This is a genomic window from Planosporangium spinosum (assembly GCF_049999945.1).
Lineage (GTDB): Bacteria > Actinomycetota > Actinomycetes > Mycobacteriales > Micromonosporaceae > Planosporangium > Planosporangium spinosum.
In genome coordinates, this window is sequence record NZ_JBLYUB010000006.1 from 243,395 (window position 1) to 257,377 (window position 13,983).

Consider the following 13,983-nt stretch of genomic DNA (forward strand, 5'->3'; position numbering starts at 1 on the left):
GAGATAAAGCGCGAGGGTCCAACCTGTGGACGGGCACGAGCGGTCTGGATCCGGGCCGGCGGCCCGCCGTAATCCGGGCCGGCGGCCCGCCGGATCTAGGCCGGCGGCCCGCCGGATCTAGGCCGGCACCGCCGAGGGATCGTGGGCCCAGACCCGCACCACGTCACGGACCGAGATGATGCCGAGCACCTCGTCGTCCTCGAGCACGACCAGGTGGCGGAAGCCCCCTTTGATCATCGCCGCGGCCGCTTCCGCCAGGGTCCACGACGGCCCGGCGTACACCACGTCCCAGGTGATGTGGCCGGCCACGTGCTCGGTGTCGGGGTCGAGGCCGGCGGCGAGCGCATTGAGGATGTCCCGTTCGGTCACGATGCCGACCCCCGACCCGTCGGGGTCGACGACCACGGCCGAGCCGACCTTGCGGGAGGACATCAGCCGAGCGGTCTGGCGCAGCGTGTGCCCCGGCCCCACGCTCAGGACGACCTTGCTCATCGCATCCCGTACTTGCATGGTGTAATCCCCCTCACAGCACGCGGTACGGACATGTTCCCGCCGGTGGCCGGAACACTCAAGACTTTCCATTCCCCGGCATCACTGCTACGCCCGCGGGTGGCCCTGTTCGCCGGTCCTTCCGGTCGTAGGGCCAATACTGGACACCATGCACTTCCTGTCCGAGCAGTACGGGCTGTCCCGTCCGGCCGCCTACGACCTCACCTACGACGACGTGTTCATGGTGCCCTCGCGTTCGAGCGTCGAGTCGCGGCTGGACGTCGATCTCGCGACCGACGACGGCACGGGAACCACGATCCCGATCCTCGTCGCGAACATGACCGCCGTGGCCGGCCGTCGCATGGCGGAGACCGTGGCGCGCCGCGGTGGCCTGGCGCTCATCCCCCAGGACATCCCGATCGACGTTGTGGCCGACGTGGTGGGCTGGGTCAAGCGCCGGCACCTGGTCCATGACACCCCGATCACGCTCGGGCCGGGCGACACCGTCTCGCAGGCCCTGGCGCTGCTGCCCAAGCGGGCCCACGGCGCCGTCGTGGTCGTCGAGAACGGGCGCCCGGTCGGCATCGTCACCGAGGTCGACTGCGCCGACGTCGACCGGTTCACCCAGCTCGGCGCCGTCATGTCGCGTGAACTGCTCACGCTGCCGGTCGGCATCGCCCCGGAGGACGCGTTCGAGCGGCTGCAGGCCGGCCACCACCGGGTGGCGCCGGTCGTGGACGCCTCCGGCGGGCTCGTGGGCATCCTCACCCGCAAGGCCGCGCTGCGGGCGACGATCTACCGCCCGGCCGTCGATGCCGATGGCCACCTGCGGGTCGGCGCCGCGATCGGGATCAACGGCGACGTGGCCGGCCGCGCCGACAAGCTGCTGGCCGCCGGCATCGACGTGCTGGTCGTGGACACCGCCCACGGCCACCAGGAACGCATGATCTCCGCGCTGCGCGCGGTCCGGGCACTGCGGCCGGCGGTACCCGTGGCCGCCGGCAACGTGGTCACGGCGGCCGGGGTCCGCGACCTGATCGCGGCCGGCGCCGACATCGTGAAGGTGGGCGTCGGCCCCGGCGCGATGTGTACCACCCGGATGATGACCGGTGTCGGCCGGCCGCAGTTCTCGGCCGTCCTCGAATGCGCCCAGCAGGCCCGTGAGCTGGGCGGACACGTGTGGGCCGACGGCGGGGTACGGCATCCGCGCGACGTCGCCCTGGCGCTGGCCGCCGGCGCGTCCAACGTCATGATCGGTTCCTGGCTCGCCGGTACCCACGAGTCGCCCGGTGATCCGCAGCGCGACGCCGACGGCCGGCTGTACAAGGAGAACTTCGGCATGGCCTCGGCGCGTGCGGTCAGCCGCCGCACCTCCGACGAGACGCCGTACGAGCGGGCCCGCAAGGCACTGTTCGAGGAGGGCATCTCGACGTCGCGGATGTACCTCGATCCCCGCCGGCCGGGCGTGGAGGACATCATCGACGAGATCGTGGCCGGTATCCGCAGCGCGTGCACGTACGCCGGCGCCCGTACCCTCGCCGAGCTGCACGAACGGGCGATCGTCGGGGTGCAGAGCGCGGCCGGGTACGCCGAGGGCAAACCGCTGCCCACCAGTTGGTGATGGCGGCGGTCCGGTTCGACCGCGATATCCTGCCTCGCGTCCGACGCCGGCTACGAGGTCGGTCCTGACGCGAAGGGAAGTCCCGCGTGGTGCTCAACGTGGTGATCCTGGCCGCCGGCCTCGGCACCCGGCTCGGTCGCCCCCATCCGAAGCCGCTGACGCCGCTGGCCGACGGCCGTAGCATCCTCCGCCAGCAACTGGACCACCTGCGGCAGGTCTTCGGCGGGCAGGTCCACGTGACGATCGTGGTCGGGTACAAGATGGACCTGATCATGGAGGCGGCGGCGAACGAGGCCGCCTTCGTCTACAACGAGCTGTACGACCAGACCGGCACCGCCAAGAGCCTGCTCAAGGCGTTGCGGCTGGCCCCGCCGGGCGGCGTGCTGTGGCTCAACGGGGACGTCGTCTTCGTGCCCGGCCTGCTCGACGCGCTGGTACCGCACATCGAGGCCGGTCACAGCTTCGTCGCCGTCAACACCGCGAGCGTCGCCGACGAGGAGGTCAAGTACACCCTCGACGCGGACGGCTACGTCGCGGCGCTGTCCAAGCGGGTCGTCGGGGGCCTGGGCGAGGCGGTCGGGATCAACCACATCGGCGCCGCCGACCGGGCCGTGCTGGTCGAGCACCTGGAGCGCTGCCCGGACGACGAGTACTTCGAGTACGGGTTGGAGACCGCGATCGCCGGGGCCGGCCTGCGGGTGGAGGCCGTGGACATCTCCGCGTACGGCTGCGTCGAGGTCGACTTCGAGCCCGACCTCGACCGGGCCAACGCGCTGGACGGTGGCCGGTGACCACCGCGACGCGGCCCGACCGGCACACCGCGGCCGAATTCCTGGCCAGGCACAAGAAGTCCGGGCTGTTCACCGACGGGATCAACCAGCGGATCGCCGCGTACATGTCGGTGGCCGCCGAGCGGCTCGGCCTGCCGCCGACCGCGCTGACCCTGGGCAACTTCGTCCTCGGGCTCGCTGCGGCGGCACTGGTCGTGCTGGCCGCCCCGGCGATGGCCGACGGGCGGGTACCGGCGCCGCTGGTCGGGCTGGTCGCGCTGGTGCTGTGGCAGGTGGCGTACTCGCTGGACTGCGCCGACGGCCAACTGGCCCGGGTGACCGGCCAGGCCAGCCCGGCCGGTGCCCGGCTGGACATCCTGTGCGACGTCGCGCTCCAGATCGCCCTGGTCGCGGCGGTGTCCAGCGTCGCGTACGCCTACCACCCGGACGGCGTACGGCCGTGGCTGGTGGCCGGGTTCGCCGGTAGCTGGATGGTCAACCTGGTCACCTCCGCGCTCCAGCAGGGCACGGCGGCGGCGAGTCTGGTCACCAGCCGTTCGCTCGTTGTTCGCATGGTCAAGCTGATCCGCGACTACGGTGCGGTGGTGACCGTGATCGGGCTCGTCCTCGCCGCGGTCCCCGCGTGGACCCTGTGGCTGATGCTCGCCTTCACCGCGGTGAACGGCGGGTTCCTGCTGGTCAGTATCGCCGCGTCCGCGCGCACCAGCCTCCGCCGGAGCTGAGGGTGCGGGGGGCGCGATGGGTGGGCGCCGGACTGGCCGACCAGTTCGTGGTGGCCTGTGCCAACGCCGGCAACACCGTTCTGGCGCTGCTCGTGCTCGACCGCGACCGCTCCGGGATCATGCTCCAGTCGCTGGCGCTGGCGTACGTCGTCATGTTCCTCAACCGGGCGTTCGTCGGCGACGTGCTGCTCACGCTCGCCTCCCGGTACGAGGGGGAGCGCCGCGACCGGCTGGTGCGCAACGGTCTGGCCACGGCCGTCATGTTCGCCGCTGCCGCCGCCGTCGTGCTGCTCGCCGCCTGGGCGTTCTGGCCGCGCAGCGCCGACGTCAACCTGACCGACCTGGTGTGGGTCGCGCCGTTCCTGCCGTTCCTGCTGTTGCAGGACACCGGCCGGTTCAGCTACCTCGCCGACCGACGCCCGGGCGAGGCGCTCGTGGTCGACCTGGTCGCCGTCGGTACCCAGGCCGCCTGTGTGGCGGTGATGCTGCTCGCCGGGCAGCGCGGCGCCGGTGGTCTGTTCATGTCCTGGGGGATCGGTGCGGCGGCCGGCGCAGCGGTGTTCCTGCTGCGCACCGGGCTGCGTCCCTGGCGCGGCCGGCCGCTGCGGTGGTTCGCCGAGACCCGGCAGCTGTCCGGCTGGTTCACCGCCACCGCGATTATCGGCCAGTTCCAGGTCCTCGCGGTCACGTTCCTGGTCAGCCATCAGCTCTCCAGCGTGGCCTTCTCCGGTCTGCGCGCCGCGCAGACCGCGCTGGTCCAGCCGGTCCAGAACTTCCTGATGGCGGTGCAGGGACTGGTCGTGCCGAGGGCGTCCCGGCTGGCCGGGGACGCCGGGCGGCTGCCGGTGGCCGAGGGGGCGCAGGCGGCCGCCGCGCTGCGCCGGCTGACCGTGAAGCTGGTGCTGGCGTTCACCGGACTGGCCGTCGTCACGGTACTGGTAGCGTGGCCGCTGGCCGCGTTCGTGCTGGTGCGCTTCGCCAAGTTCGCCGACATCGAACCGCTGGCCCTGCCGATGGCCCTCCAGTCGGGTATCTACATGGTCCAGTTGCCGTTCACCGCGGCGCTGCGGGCCATGCACCGCGCCCGGATGCTCTTCGCGCAGTATGTCCTGTTCACGACCGTGAGCCTCGCCGGTCTCGTGGTCGGCGCGGGGGCGGGCGGTCTTGTCGGCGCCGCGTGGGGCCTTACCACCGGTGCGGCGGCCGGGCTGGTGGCGATGGCGGGCCTGTACTGGTACTCGCTGCGCTTCCTCGGGGCCGCTGAACCGGAGCGCGACGCCGATGAGGAGCAGGCCGCCGACGCCGCCACCCTCGCGTGACCGACGCCGCCCCCTTCACAGTGACCAGGACTCACGCAGGCTGCTCGAGGTCTCCGAGGTCGAGGGAGTCGAAGTCTTCCGCGATCGGTGTGGATGATCTGCCGCGGAGATCTCCGACGGGGCCGCTGCCGAGAGAAGTGTGACGCGCGACAGGAACTGGGGTGGATTGCGCTGGCACCGGTCTCCGGTGGACGCGACTGACATCTCACGGCCGTGACGCAGAAATGACAAGGCCCCGGGGGGTTTCCCTAGCCGGAGCTGGTACGCCATGATTCCCGGGGCTCTCTCGTCCCTCCAAAATACGGATCTTCTGCCCGGCTGTCCAGTCATCAGGCGTCGCAGTGAGAGGTGGCTGGTACTCCCGTGTCCATCTATCCACCGGTCCGCAACGATCTGGTCCGGTTGTTGTCCCAACCGCGGCTACTGGAGTACAAGGCTGCCGCCGGCGGCAAGCTAGACGCCGCTCTCGCCCTGTATGCCTGGAACCTGGAGATCAGTGCTGCCTTCTTCGAGAGCATCCACTACCTGGAGGTGGCGCTGCGGAACACCATGGACGAGGCTCTGACGAAGTGGGCCAGGACGTTGCCAGGAGCATCCGGGTGCTGGTACCGAGATCCACAGGTACCCCTGACGGAGAGATCGCGCAGGGTGGTCCTGGAAGCAATCGGTCGAGTGACCGCAGATGGCCGCCAAGACCCCGGGTCGCGTGGTGGCGGAGCTGAGCTTGGGGTTCTGGTGGTCCCTGCTGGCGGAGAACTACAACCGCACCATCTGGCAGCCCTGCCTCCGGCAGGCGTTTCCGAATGCCCGCCGCGGCATGCTGTATGCCTCTATCGACGACGTGCGACGGCTGCGGAACCGGATCGCACACCATGAGCCGATCCACGGGCGCGACTTGCCAAGCGACTACCGCACCCTGTTGGACACTGCTGAACACGTCTCACCCCGCTTGCCCTGGTGGATCGACACCACCAGTCGCGTACCAACCGTGCTCATGAAGCGCCCCTGATGGCTTCAAACAGAGGCGCATCTCGTAGATCGAGGGCGGTTCTCGTCGTAGATAGATGCGTGCGTCCCGACGGCATTAACTGACCGGCGATGGCGGGTCTGCGTCGGTACTCGCTGCGCTCCCTCGGGGCCGCTGAACCGGAGCGCGACGCCGATGAGGATCGGCCCGCTCCGGCCCTCCCATGATCCTGAAGGTCCTTCCGTGTTGGAGCACGGAAGGACCTTCAGGATCATGCACACGGCGCCGAGGTGCGGGCTCGAGCGTCCTAGCGCTCGACGACGAATGAGCCCTTGCCCGGCCGGGTGACGATCAGTCCCCGTTCCCGGAGTAGTCGCATGGCGGCGCGAACGGTACCCCGGCTCACGCCATGCTCGCCCATCAGGTACGGCTCGCTGGGCAGGAGCTGACCCGGTGCGAGAGCGCCGCTCCTGATCTGCTCACCGAGCACATCGGCGAGCTGCTCATAGAGCGGACGTGGATCGAGCACGATCGTCAGGCTATGGCGGAGGATACGGGTCCATTATGTGCCCCAGTACAGGGCCTATACCCGTACATGGAAAGAACGGGTACATGGTCTGTACGTGTGGAGTGGTCGGGGGCTATGGTGAGGCTGAGACAGCTGCCGGTGCCCGGTAGTGCTGTCCCCCATGAGCGGGCCCTGGCCAGCGCTCCACCGCCGACCAGGGCCCTTGACCGCCTATAGGGAGGCGATCCGATGTCCAGTATGAAGGCGTGCCATTTCACTCCTGTCGCGCCGCTGCACACCCAGCCGGTCGGGCCGTACGCGACGCCCGGCGACTGTGAAGCGGTGCTCTCCGACGCGCTACGCGGCGTGGTGCTCGGCGGCTACGACGAGTTGATCTGCGCATGGCTGGTACGACACCTCGACCTGTCGACGCTACGCGTACTGATCAGCCTGCTCGAACGGGTACGGGTGGCCGGCGCGTACGAGGCGGGGGACGGCACCGGGCACGCGGCCCGCACCGCACGACCGGTACGGCCAGCGGGGTGTACCGGGTAACGCCGGGACGGGTCTCTGATCGCCGATGCCCTCGGCTTTCATGGTCCTGAAGGATCTTCCAGGTGTGAGTCACGGAGGATCCTTCAGGATCATGGCGCAGGGGTCAGCTCCGGCTCGGGCTCGGTCGCCCCGGCGGGCGCCGGGCGCAGCACCAGCCACGCCTCGCCGGCCACCAGCAGGATCCACAGCGTGCCGCCGGTGCCGCCGAGCAGCCAGTCGGCGGTGGCGATCGTCGGTACCGCGCCGATCGCCGTCACGGTGAGCCAGGCGGCGGGCGCGCGATCACCGGACCCCCGCCACGCACGCGCGAGCAGCAGGCCCAGGCCGAGCAGGAAGGCCAGCTCACCGAGGACCCCGCCGCGGCGCAGCGCGCCGACCGCCGCGTTGTCGGTGGTCAACTGGAGCGGTTTCTCGCCCGGCTTGTGCCCGTCGTCGTCGCGGATCACGACCGCCCGTGCCGTCCCGGTGTCGCCGAGCAGCTTCACCACGACGTTGCCGTTGACCCAGTCCCGCCCGACCTGCTTCCAGGTGTCGGTCCGGCCGCTGGTCACGTCGCCGGCGTCGTAGCGTGCCTTGAACAGGAAGCTCTGGCCGCCCGCCTCGGAGAGCACCAGGACCAGCGCGGTGACCGCGAACGGTACCGCCGCCGCGAGCCAGACCCGCCGGTACGCCGGCAGGTCCTCGCCCCGGCGGCGCAGGAGCAGGTAGCCGTGCACCACGGCGGCGGCGGCGAAGTACACGAAGCCGGTACGCGAGTTGGTGAGGTAGACGACCCCGCCGGCCAGCAGCGTCACCGCCACCCGCTGCCACACCGCGAAGACCCGGTCCACACCGATACGCATCGCGGCGACCACGGCGATCAGGGCCAGCGAGTTGGGGTGGTACAGCAGCCAGGATCCGCCCCAGAACCGGTGCACCATCACCTCGGTGCCCCAGCCGCTCGGCGGTACGACGTGCCGGTACTGGAACAGGTTGCCCGACCCCGACACGAACAGCAGCGCGATGGCCAGCAGGAACGCGCCGACGATGCCGACCGACAGGTCGCGGCCGCGACCCCGGCGGGTGCCCGCGATCACGGCGAGCACCGCGAGCCCGAACACCCCGGCGTACACGAGCCGCTGCACGCCGATCCCGAGCTTCGCCACCAGCAGCGCCCCGACCGTGCCGAGGATCCAGTACGCGACGCCCAGCCAGGTGGTGCCCAGCCGGTACGACACCCGCAGGTCACGCAGCCAGGGCCAGGACCACCAGGCGAAGACGACCCCCTCGACGGCCAGCAGCGGCCACACCAGCCAGGGCCCGAAGCCCAGCGACGTCCAGCTCAGCATGCCGGCGAGCACGAAGAAGCCACCGGTGACCAGGCCGCGCAGGGTCAGGCTGGGCAGCGTGGTGACGAACCAGGCGATCGCGGCCGCCAGGGCACCGGCGACCAGTGCGCCCGAGGCGTACAGGGCGGACTGGCTGTGGACGAACTCGACGGCCGCGCACGCGAGCGCCACGACCGTGCCCGCGACGATCGCGATCCGGTTTGTCACCTGGAGACCTCTGTGTAGATGTCGATCAACCGCCGCACCAGTACGTCGGGGGCGAAGCTCTGCTCGTACCGGTGCCGGGCGGCCGGTGCCAGGGCGGCCGCACCCGCATGCGCGGCCTTGAGCCCGGCGGCGATCGCGCCCACCTCGGGCTCGACCACCCACCCGGCGTCACCGACGAGGTACGGGATGCCGCCCATGTTCGTGCCGAGCACCGGGCGGCCGGCGGCCAGCGCCTCCAGCACGATGGTGGGAAGCACGTCGTGCCAGGTGGACGGCACGATCACGCAGGCGGCCGCGGCGACCTGGGCGAGCGTGGCGGCGTGGTCGAGCGGGCCGAGGTAGGTCACGTCGGCCCGGGACGCGGCCACCTCCTCGGCGAGCGGGCGCAGCGGCCCGTCGCTGACGATCCGCAGCGTCCCCAGTTCGCCCTCGCCATGGCTGCGCCAGGCGTCGAGCAGCAGGCCGAGCCCCTTCTCGGACGACAGCCGGGAGGCGAACAGGAAGCCGTGGCCGGGCGCACCGGCCGGCGGACCCGGGTCCGGGATCGCGTTCGGCTTGACGCTGATCCGGGAGTCCGGGACGCCGTAGTCGCGCAGGTGGTCGGCGATCGCCGAGGTCAGCGCGATGTACCGGTCGACCGAGCGCCAGGTGCTCCGGTGCACGGCGAGCGCCGTGGCCATGACCGCGCTCTGCGCGCGGGAGCCCCGGTAGCAGGCGTGCTGGATGGCGGGCAGTCCGAACGCCCTGCCCCGGCAGTCGTGGCAGACGTGACCGTCGCGGAAGTACAGGCCGGGTGCGCACACCTGCCGGTAGTTGTGCACCGTCTGGACCACCGGTACGCCGTGCTTGTGCGCGGTGCGGACCACCCACGGTGACAGCAGCGGGTACGGGTTGTGCAGGTGCAGCACGTCCGGTTTCTCGGTGCGCAGCAGCTCGCCCAGCGCCCGCTGGGATGGTCCGTTGTAGACCGGGGACAGCGGCAGCAGCGCCTTCTGCGCCGCCGGCAGCGTGCCGATCTCGTCGGAGCTGCGCAGGAACGGCACGACGGTGACGCCCGCCGCGCGCAACTGGGCGATCTCCGCGTCGACGATGACGTTCTCGCCGGAGGGCGCACCGGTGGCGTACCGGTTGTGCGCGACGACGACCTTCAAACCGGGCTTCATGGCGACGATGAGCCTACGACAGCGCCGTGATCTCGGGCAGACTGAACGGGTGCCCGAACTTCCCGAGGTCACCGCGCTCGCCGCCTACCTGCGCGAGCGGGCGGTGGGCCACCGCGTCAGCCGTGCCGAGGTGTCCGCGATCAGTGCGCTCAAGACGTACGACCCGCCGGTGAGCGCCCTGGCCGGGGCGGAGGTCGTCGATGCGACCCGCCACGGCAAGTTCCTGGACATCGGTTTTGGCGGTGGTCTTCATCTGGTTGTCCACCTCGCCCGGGCCGGTTGGCTGCAGTACCGGGAGGAGTTTCCCGGTACGGGCCCGCTCAAGCCTGGCAAGGGGCCCATCGCGCTGCGGGTACGCCTCGACGACGGCTCCGGGTTCGACCTGACCGAGGCGGGCACCCAGAAGAAGCTGGCGGTGTACCTGGTGCGCGACCCGGCCGACGTGCCCGGCGTGGCGAAGTTGGGCCCGGACGCGCTGACGGCGGACCCGGACACCTTCGCCGAGCGCATCCGGTCCCGGCGCGGCCAGGTCAAGGGGGTGCTGACCGACCAGTCGGTGCTCGCCGGCATCGGCAACGCGTACTCCGACGAGATCCTGCACCGGGCGAAGCTGTCCCCGTTCGCGATCACCGACCGGATCCCCGACGAGGGGATGGTCCGGCTGCACCGGGCAACGCACGAGGTGCTGACCGACGCCGTCGCGCGCTCGGTGGGCCGGAAGGCGGCCACGCTGAAGTCGGAGAAGCGCTCCGGCCTGGCCGTGCACGCGCGGACCGGGCTGCCCTGCCCGGTCTGTGGCGACACGGTTCGGGAGGTGTCGTTCGCCGACTCCAGCCTCCAGTACTGCCCGACCTGCCAGACCGGCGGCAAGCCGCTTGCCGACCGGCGCCTGTCACGCCTGGTTCGGTAGCCCACGGACGCGACCCGTACCCTGTCCGGGTGTACGCACGCCGGGTCTTTCTGCTCGCGTTCGCCGCGTTCTTCCTGATGTCGGCGGCCTGGGCGCTCGCGCTGCCGGTCAACGGCACCTACGACGAGAAGCACCACGTCGTGCGCGCCTACGCGGTCGTGACCGGACACTGGCTGCCCGACGGGCCGGCCAGCGACGGCACCACCTTCGGCGACGAGGGCTTCGACGTACCCCGCAGCCTGCTGCCGGCGAACGTCAACTGCGCCGTCGGGGAGCGGCAGCGGGGATCCGCCGCGTGCCAGCGGCCGGTCGACAGCCGCGAGATCGTCCGGGTGCCCAGCGCCGCCGCGCGGTACTCCCCGGTGTACTACCTGCCGGTCGGCCTGCCCCTGCTGGTGAGCCCGGACGCCACCGGCGTGGTGCTCGCCCGGCTGGTGTCGGCAGCGGTCTCGGCGCTGCTGCTGGCCGCCGCGGTGGTCACCGCCGTGCGCCTGCGCGCGCCGGTGCTCGCCGCCGGGGTCGCGCTGGTCGCCACCCCGATGGCGATGAACCTGAACGGCTCGGTCAACCCGAACGGGCTGGAGATCTCCGCCGGGGTGCTGCTGTTCGTCACGCTCTCGGCGCTGCTGCGCGGCCCGGTGACCCGGCGCCTGCTCGTGCTCGCCGGCGTCGCGGCGGCGCTGCTGCTGACCGTGCGCCAGCTCGGCCCCGTGCTGCTCGCCGTCGACGTGGCCGCCTGCGTGCTGCTGGCGGGCCGGGCCCGTACCCTCGCGCTCCTGCGCGACCGGGGCGCCCGGTGGATCCTCGGCGGCTTCGCGGCCGCCGGCGTCGCGGTGGTCGGCGGCTGGATGGCGGTGTCCGGGGGCGCCGACACGGCCGCGGTCATCTCGGAGCGCGCGGTCCCGGGCGACCTGACCGGTCGGATCCTGACCGAACGGGTGCCGTTCTACGTACATCAGATCGTCGGCCAGTTCGGGTACGGGGAGGTGACCATCTCGCGGTACGCGATCTACCTGTGGTACCTGCTGCTGTGCGCCGTGGTGGTCGGAGCCCTGGTGCGGGGCGGGTGGCGGCTGCGGCTGGTCCTCGCCGGCCTGCTGGCGTTCTGCGCGGCGTTCCTGGTCGCCCTGGACGTGCACTTCGCACCGCTGTCCGGCTGGTTCGCGCAGGGCCGGTACGCGCTGCCCACCGCGGTCGGCGTGGTGTTGCTCGCGGCGCTGGCCTGGCCGGCGGAGCGGGTGGCGGGCCGGTTTCCGGAGCCGGCGCCGGGCCGGTTCGCGGAGCGGGTGGCGGGCGCGCTGGCCGCCGTCGGGCCGCGGTTGGCGCTCGGGCTGGTGGCCGTGACCGTGCCGCTCCACCTGTACGCGCTCGCCCGGGTGATGACCCGCTTCGAAAGCGGCCTCGACGCGTCGCTGAATCCGTTCGCCGGGTCGTGGCGGCCGGCCACCGGCCCGGCGGTGCCGTTGCTCGCCGCGGTTGCCGGGCTGGCGGTCCTGCTGGCCGTGATGCTCATTACTGAGCGTAGCGTCACTGCGGCGCCTGGTACCGTTTCCGGCGAGCTGGATAACGGAAGCGTCACACCGGTCCGACCGGGCGCGAACAGGGGTACGGAGACCTCGACAACCGACACTGCGAGCCATTAGTGTCGGCCGGTCGTCACCTATCGTCCCCCTACGACATGCCACCCGAGGGGCGCCGTGAGCGATCGGCCTCTCCAGTGGCGGAATCGACGCTCAGTGATGGGTTGTATGAACGCACGGGCGGGCAAGGGTACCGGTCGGGTAGTCCTCATCGGTCAGCGCACGACGCGGGCCGGGAGGGCGCCGAAGTGACCACGAGCCTGCAACGTCCGGCGAGCGGAGCGAGCCGGAGAACGAGCGTGCGGGAGCTTGACAGCTTCGAGATCATCCCGGAAGCACCCCAGGCGTCCAACGGGATCCCCCGGTCGGCCTGGTTCCGTACCCGCCGCCGCGCGACCTGGTACCGGTCCTACGCGGTGCTGCTGGTCCTGTTCGACTACGTGGCCGTCGTACTGGCCAGCTTCACCGCCAGCGCCACCCTCGACCAGGCCACCTCGGGCTTCCAGCAGAACCTGGGGCTGTTCAGCCTGATCAAGTACGTGCTGCTGCCGCTGGGCTGGCTGGTCGTGATGTGGGCGCACGGCTCGTACGACCGGCGCTACACCGGGGTCGGCACCGACGAGTTCAAGCAGGTGTTCCGCGCCTCCTGGACGATGATCGCGATCGTGTCGTTTTTGGCGTTCTCCACGAAGACCCAACTGTCGCGGCTCTCCGTGGGTATCGCCCTGGTCGGCGCCCTGACCTACATCCTGGTCCTGCGGTACGTCGCCCGGAAGCTGCTCTACCTCGCCCGCCGGCACGGCCTGGCCACCCACCGGCTGCTGCTGGTCGGCACGGTGCCGGAGACCATGGAGGTCTTCACCACGATCACCCGCAGCCCGGAGGCCGGCCTGGTGCCCGTGGGCATCCACGCCACCGAGGGGTACACCACGCAGCGGCAGGAGCCGCCGGTGCCGGTCTTCGCCGGGCGGGACGTGGTCGCGCTGGTCCGGGAGTTGGGTGCCGACACGATCGCGGTGTGCGGCTCGGCCAGCACCGAGCCCGGCGAGCTGCGGCGCCTGGCGTGGCAGTTGGAGGGCACCGGCGTCGACCTGGTCGTGGCGCCGCAGCTGACCGACATCGCCGGCCCCCGGGTGCACATCCGCCCGGTCGAGGGGCTGCCGCTGCTGTACGTCGAAGAGCCCACCCTGTCCGGGCTGGCCTGGCTGTTCAAGAACCTCATCGACCGGATCGTCGCCCTCATCGGCCTGATCGTCGGGCTGCCGGTGTTCCTCGCGATCGCGATCGCGATCCGGATCTCCGACCCCGGCCCGGTCTTCTTCCGGCAGGCCCGGGTGGGCCGCGAGGGCCGCACGTTCCGGGTCTGGAAGTTCCGGACCATGTACGTCGACGCCGAGGACCGCGTCGCCGAACTGGAGGAGATGAACGAGACCGACGGGCTGCTGTTCAAGATCCGCAACGATCCGCGGGTGTTCCCGGTCGGCCGGTTCCTGCGCGCCTCGTCCCTCGACGAGCTACCGCAGCTGATCAACGTGTTGATCGGCGAGATGTCCCTGGTCGGGCCGCGTCCGCTGCCCGCCGAGGACGGCGACTTCCTCGGTGACGTGCGGCGGCGGCTGCTGGTACGCCCCGGCATGACCGGCCTCTGGCAGGTCTCCGGGCGCAGCGACCTGTCCTGGGACGACGCGGTTCGACTCGACCTGTACTACGTCGACAACTGGTCGTTGGTGCTGGACCTGCACACGCTGTGGCGGACCGTCGGGGTGGTCCTCCGCCGCAAGGGCGCCTACTAGTCCAGTGGCCAGGCCGTAGGACCTCGATGG

At 71.2% G+C, this 13,983-nt stretch carries 13 protein-coding genes; 9 read left to right on the top strand and 4 right to left on the bottom strand.

Annotation, left to right across the window (positions count from 1 at the left end):
- Positions 1-117 precede the first annotated feature (117 nt).
- A complete protein-coding gene (locus ACNTMW_RS11145; RefSeq protein WP_426633359.1) occupies positions 118-510 on the bottom strand; it encodes a CBS domain-containing protein in 393 nt (130 codons plus the stop codon).
- A 148-nt stretch (positions 511-658) separates the two neighbouring features.
- Between ACNTMW_RS11145 and ACNTMW_RS11150 the strand changes: the two genes are divergently transcribed.
- The 5 genes from ACNTMW_RS11150 (at position 659) to ACNTMW_RS11170 (ending at position 5,951) form a co-directional block, all read left to right on the top strand.
- Positions 659-2,110, top strand: coding sequence for a GuaB1 family IMP dehydrogenase-related protein (locus ACNTMW_RS11150; RefSeq protein WP_426633360.1), 1,452 nt, complete (start codon positions 659-661; stop codon positions 2,108-2,110).
- 86 nt (positions 2,111-2,196) lie between these two features.
- Entirely contained in the window at positions 2,197-2,901 is a 705-nt protein-coding gene (locus tag ACNTMW_RS11155) for a phosphocholine cytidylyltransferase family protein (protein ID WP_426633361.1), read from the top strand.
- Positions 2,898-3,623 carry a CDP-alcohol phosphatidyltransferase family protein gene (locus ACNTMW_RS11160; RefSeq protein ID WP_426633362.1) on the top strand — a complete coding sequence of 242 codons (726 nt, stop codon included), beginning with the start codon at positions 2,898-2,900 and terminating at the stop codon, positions 3,621-3,623. The genes ACNTMW_RS11155 and ACNTMW_RS11160 overlap by 4 nt, the downstream gene beginning before the upstream one ends.
- Before the next feature lie 2 nt (positions 3,624-3,625).
- Positions 3,626-4,942: an MATE family efflux transporter gene (locus ACNTMW_RS11165; RefSeq protein ID WP_426633363.1), complete on the top strand. Its 1,317-nt coding sequence runs from the start codon at positions 3,626-3,628 to the stop codon at positions 4,940-4,942.
- 682 nt (positions 4,943-5,624) lie between these two features.
- Positions 5,625-5,951, top strand: a complete 327-nt coding sequence (locus ACNTMW_RS11170; RefSeq protein ID WP_426633364.1) for a hypothetical protein — start codon at positions 5,625-5,627, stop codon at positions 5,949-5,951.
- A 265-nt stretch (positions 5,952-6,216) separates the two neighbouring features.
- Here the strand turns inward: ACNTMW_RS11170 and ACNTMW_RS11175 are convergent, their stop codons facing one another.
- A complete protein-coding gene (locus tag ACNTMW_RS11175) occupies positions 6,217-6,438 on the bottom strand; it encodes a GntR family transcriptional regulator (protein ID WP_426633365.1) in 222 nt (73 codons plus the stop codon).
- A 228-nt stretch (positions 6,439-6,666) separates the two neighbouring features.
- On the opposite strand from ACNTMW_RS11175, the gene ACNTMW_RS11180 reads away from it, so the two are divergent.
- Positions 6,667-6,972 carry a hypothetical protein gene (locus ACNTMW_RS11180; RefSeq protein WP_426633366.1) on the top strand — a complete coding sequence of 102 codons (306 nt, stop codon included), beginning with the start codon at positions 6,667-6,669 and terminating at the stop codon, positions 6,970-6,972.
- Positions 6,973-7,061: 89 nt separating this feature from the next.
- On the opposite strand, the gene ACNTMW_RS11185 is transcribed toward ACNTMW_RS11180, so the two are convergent.
- Both ACNTMW_RS11185 and ACNTMW_RS11190 read right to left on the bottom strand, forming a co-directional pair.
- Positions 7,062-8,507: an O-antigen ligase family protein gene (locus ACNTMW_RS11185; RefSeq protein WP_426633367.1), complete on the bottom strand. Its 1,446-nt coding sequence runs from the start codon at positions 8,505-8,507 to the stop codon at positions 7,062-7,064.
- Positions 8,504-9,658 (bottom strand): glycosyltransferase family 4 protein, encoded by a 1,155-nt coding sequence (locus tag ACNTMW_RS11190; protein ID WP_426633455.1) that lies wholly within the window; start codon positions 9,656-9,658, stop codon positions 8,504-8,506. The genes ACNTMW_RS11185 and ACNTMW_RS11190 overlap by 4 nt, the downstream gene beginning before the upstream one ends.
- A gap of 61 nt (positions 9,659-9,719) precedes the next feature.
- On the opposite strand from ACNTMW_RS11190, the gene ACNTMW_RS11195 reads away from it, so the two are divergent.
- From ACNTMW_RS11195 to ACNTMW_RS11205, 3 genes are all read left to right on the top strand, one after another.
- Positions 9,720-10,580 carry an Fpg/Nei family DNA glycosylase gene (locus ACNTMW_RS11195; protein WP_426633368.1) on the top strand — a complete coding sequence of 287 codons (861 nt, stop codon included), beginning with the start codon at positions 9,720-9,722 and terminating at the stop codon, positions 10,578-10,580.
- 29 nt (positions 10,581-10,609) lie between these two features.
- A complete protein-coding gene (locus tag ACNTMW_RS11200) occupies positions 10,610-12,223 on the top strand; it encodes a DUF2142 domain-containing protein (protein ID WP_426633369.1) in 1,614 nt (537 codons plus the stop codon).
- Positions 12,224-12,459: 236 nt separating this feature from the next.
- Positions 12,460-13,953: a sugar transferase gene (locus tag ACNTMW_RS11205; RefSeq protein ID WP_426633370.1), complete on the top strand. Its 1,494-nt coding sequence runs from the start codon at positions 12,460-12,462 to the stop codon at positions 13,951-13,953.
- The last annotated feature ends 30 nt before the right edge of the window (positions 13,954-13,983 follow it).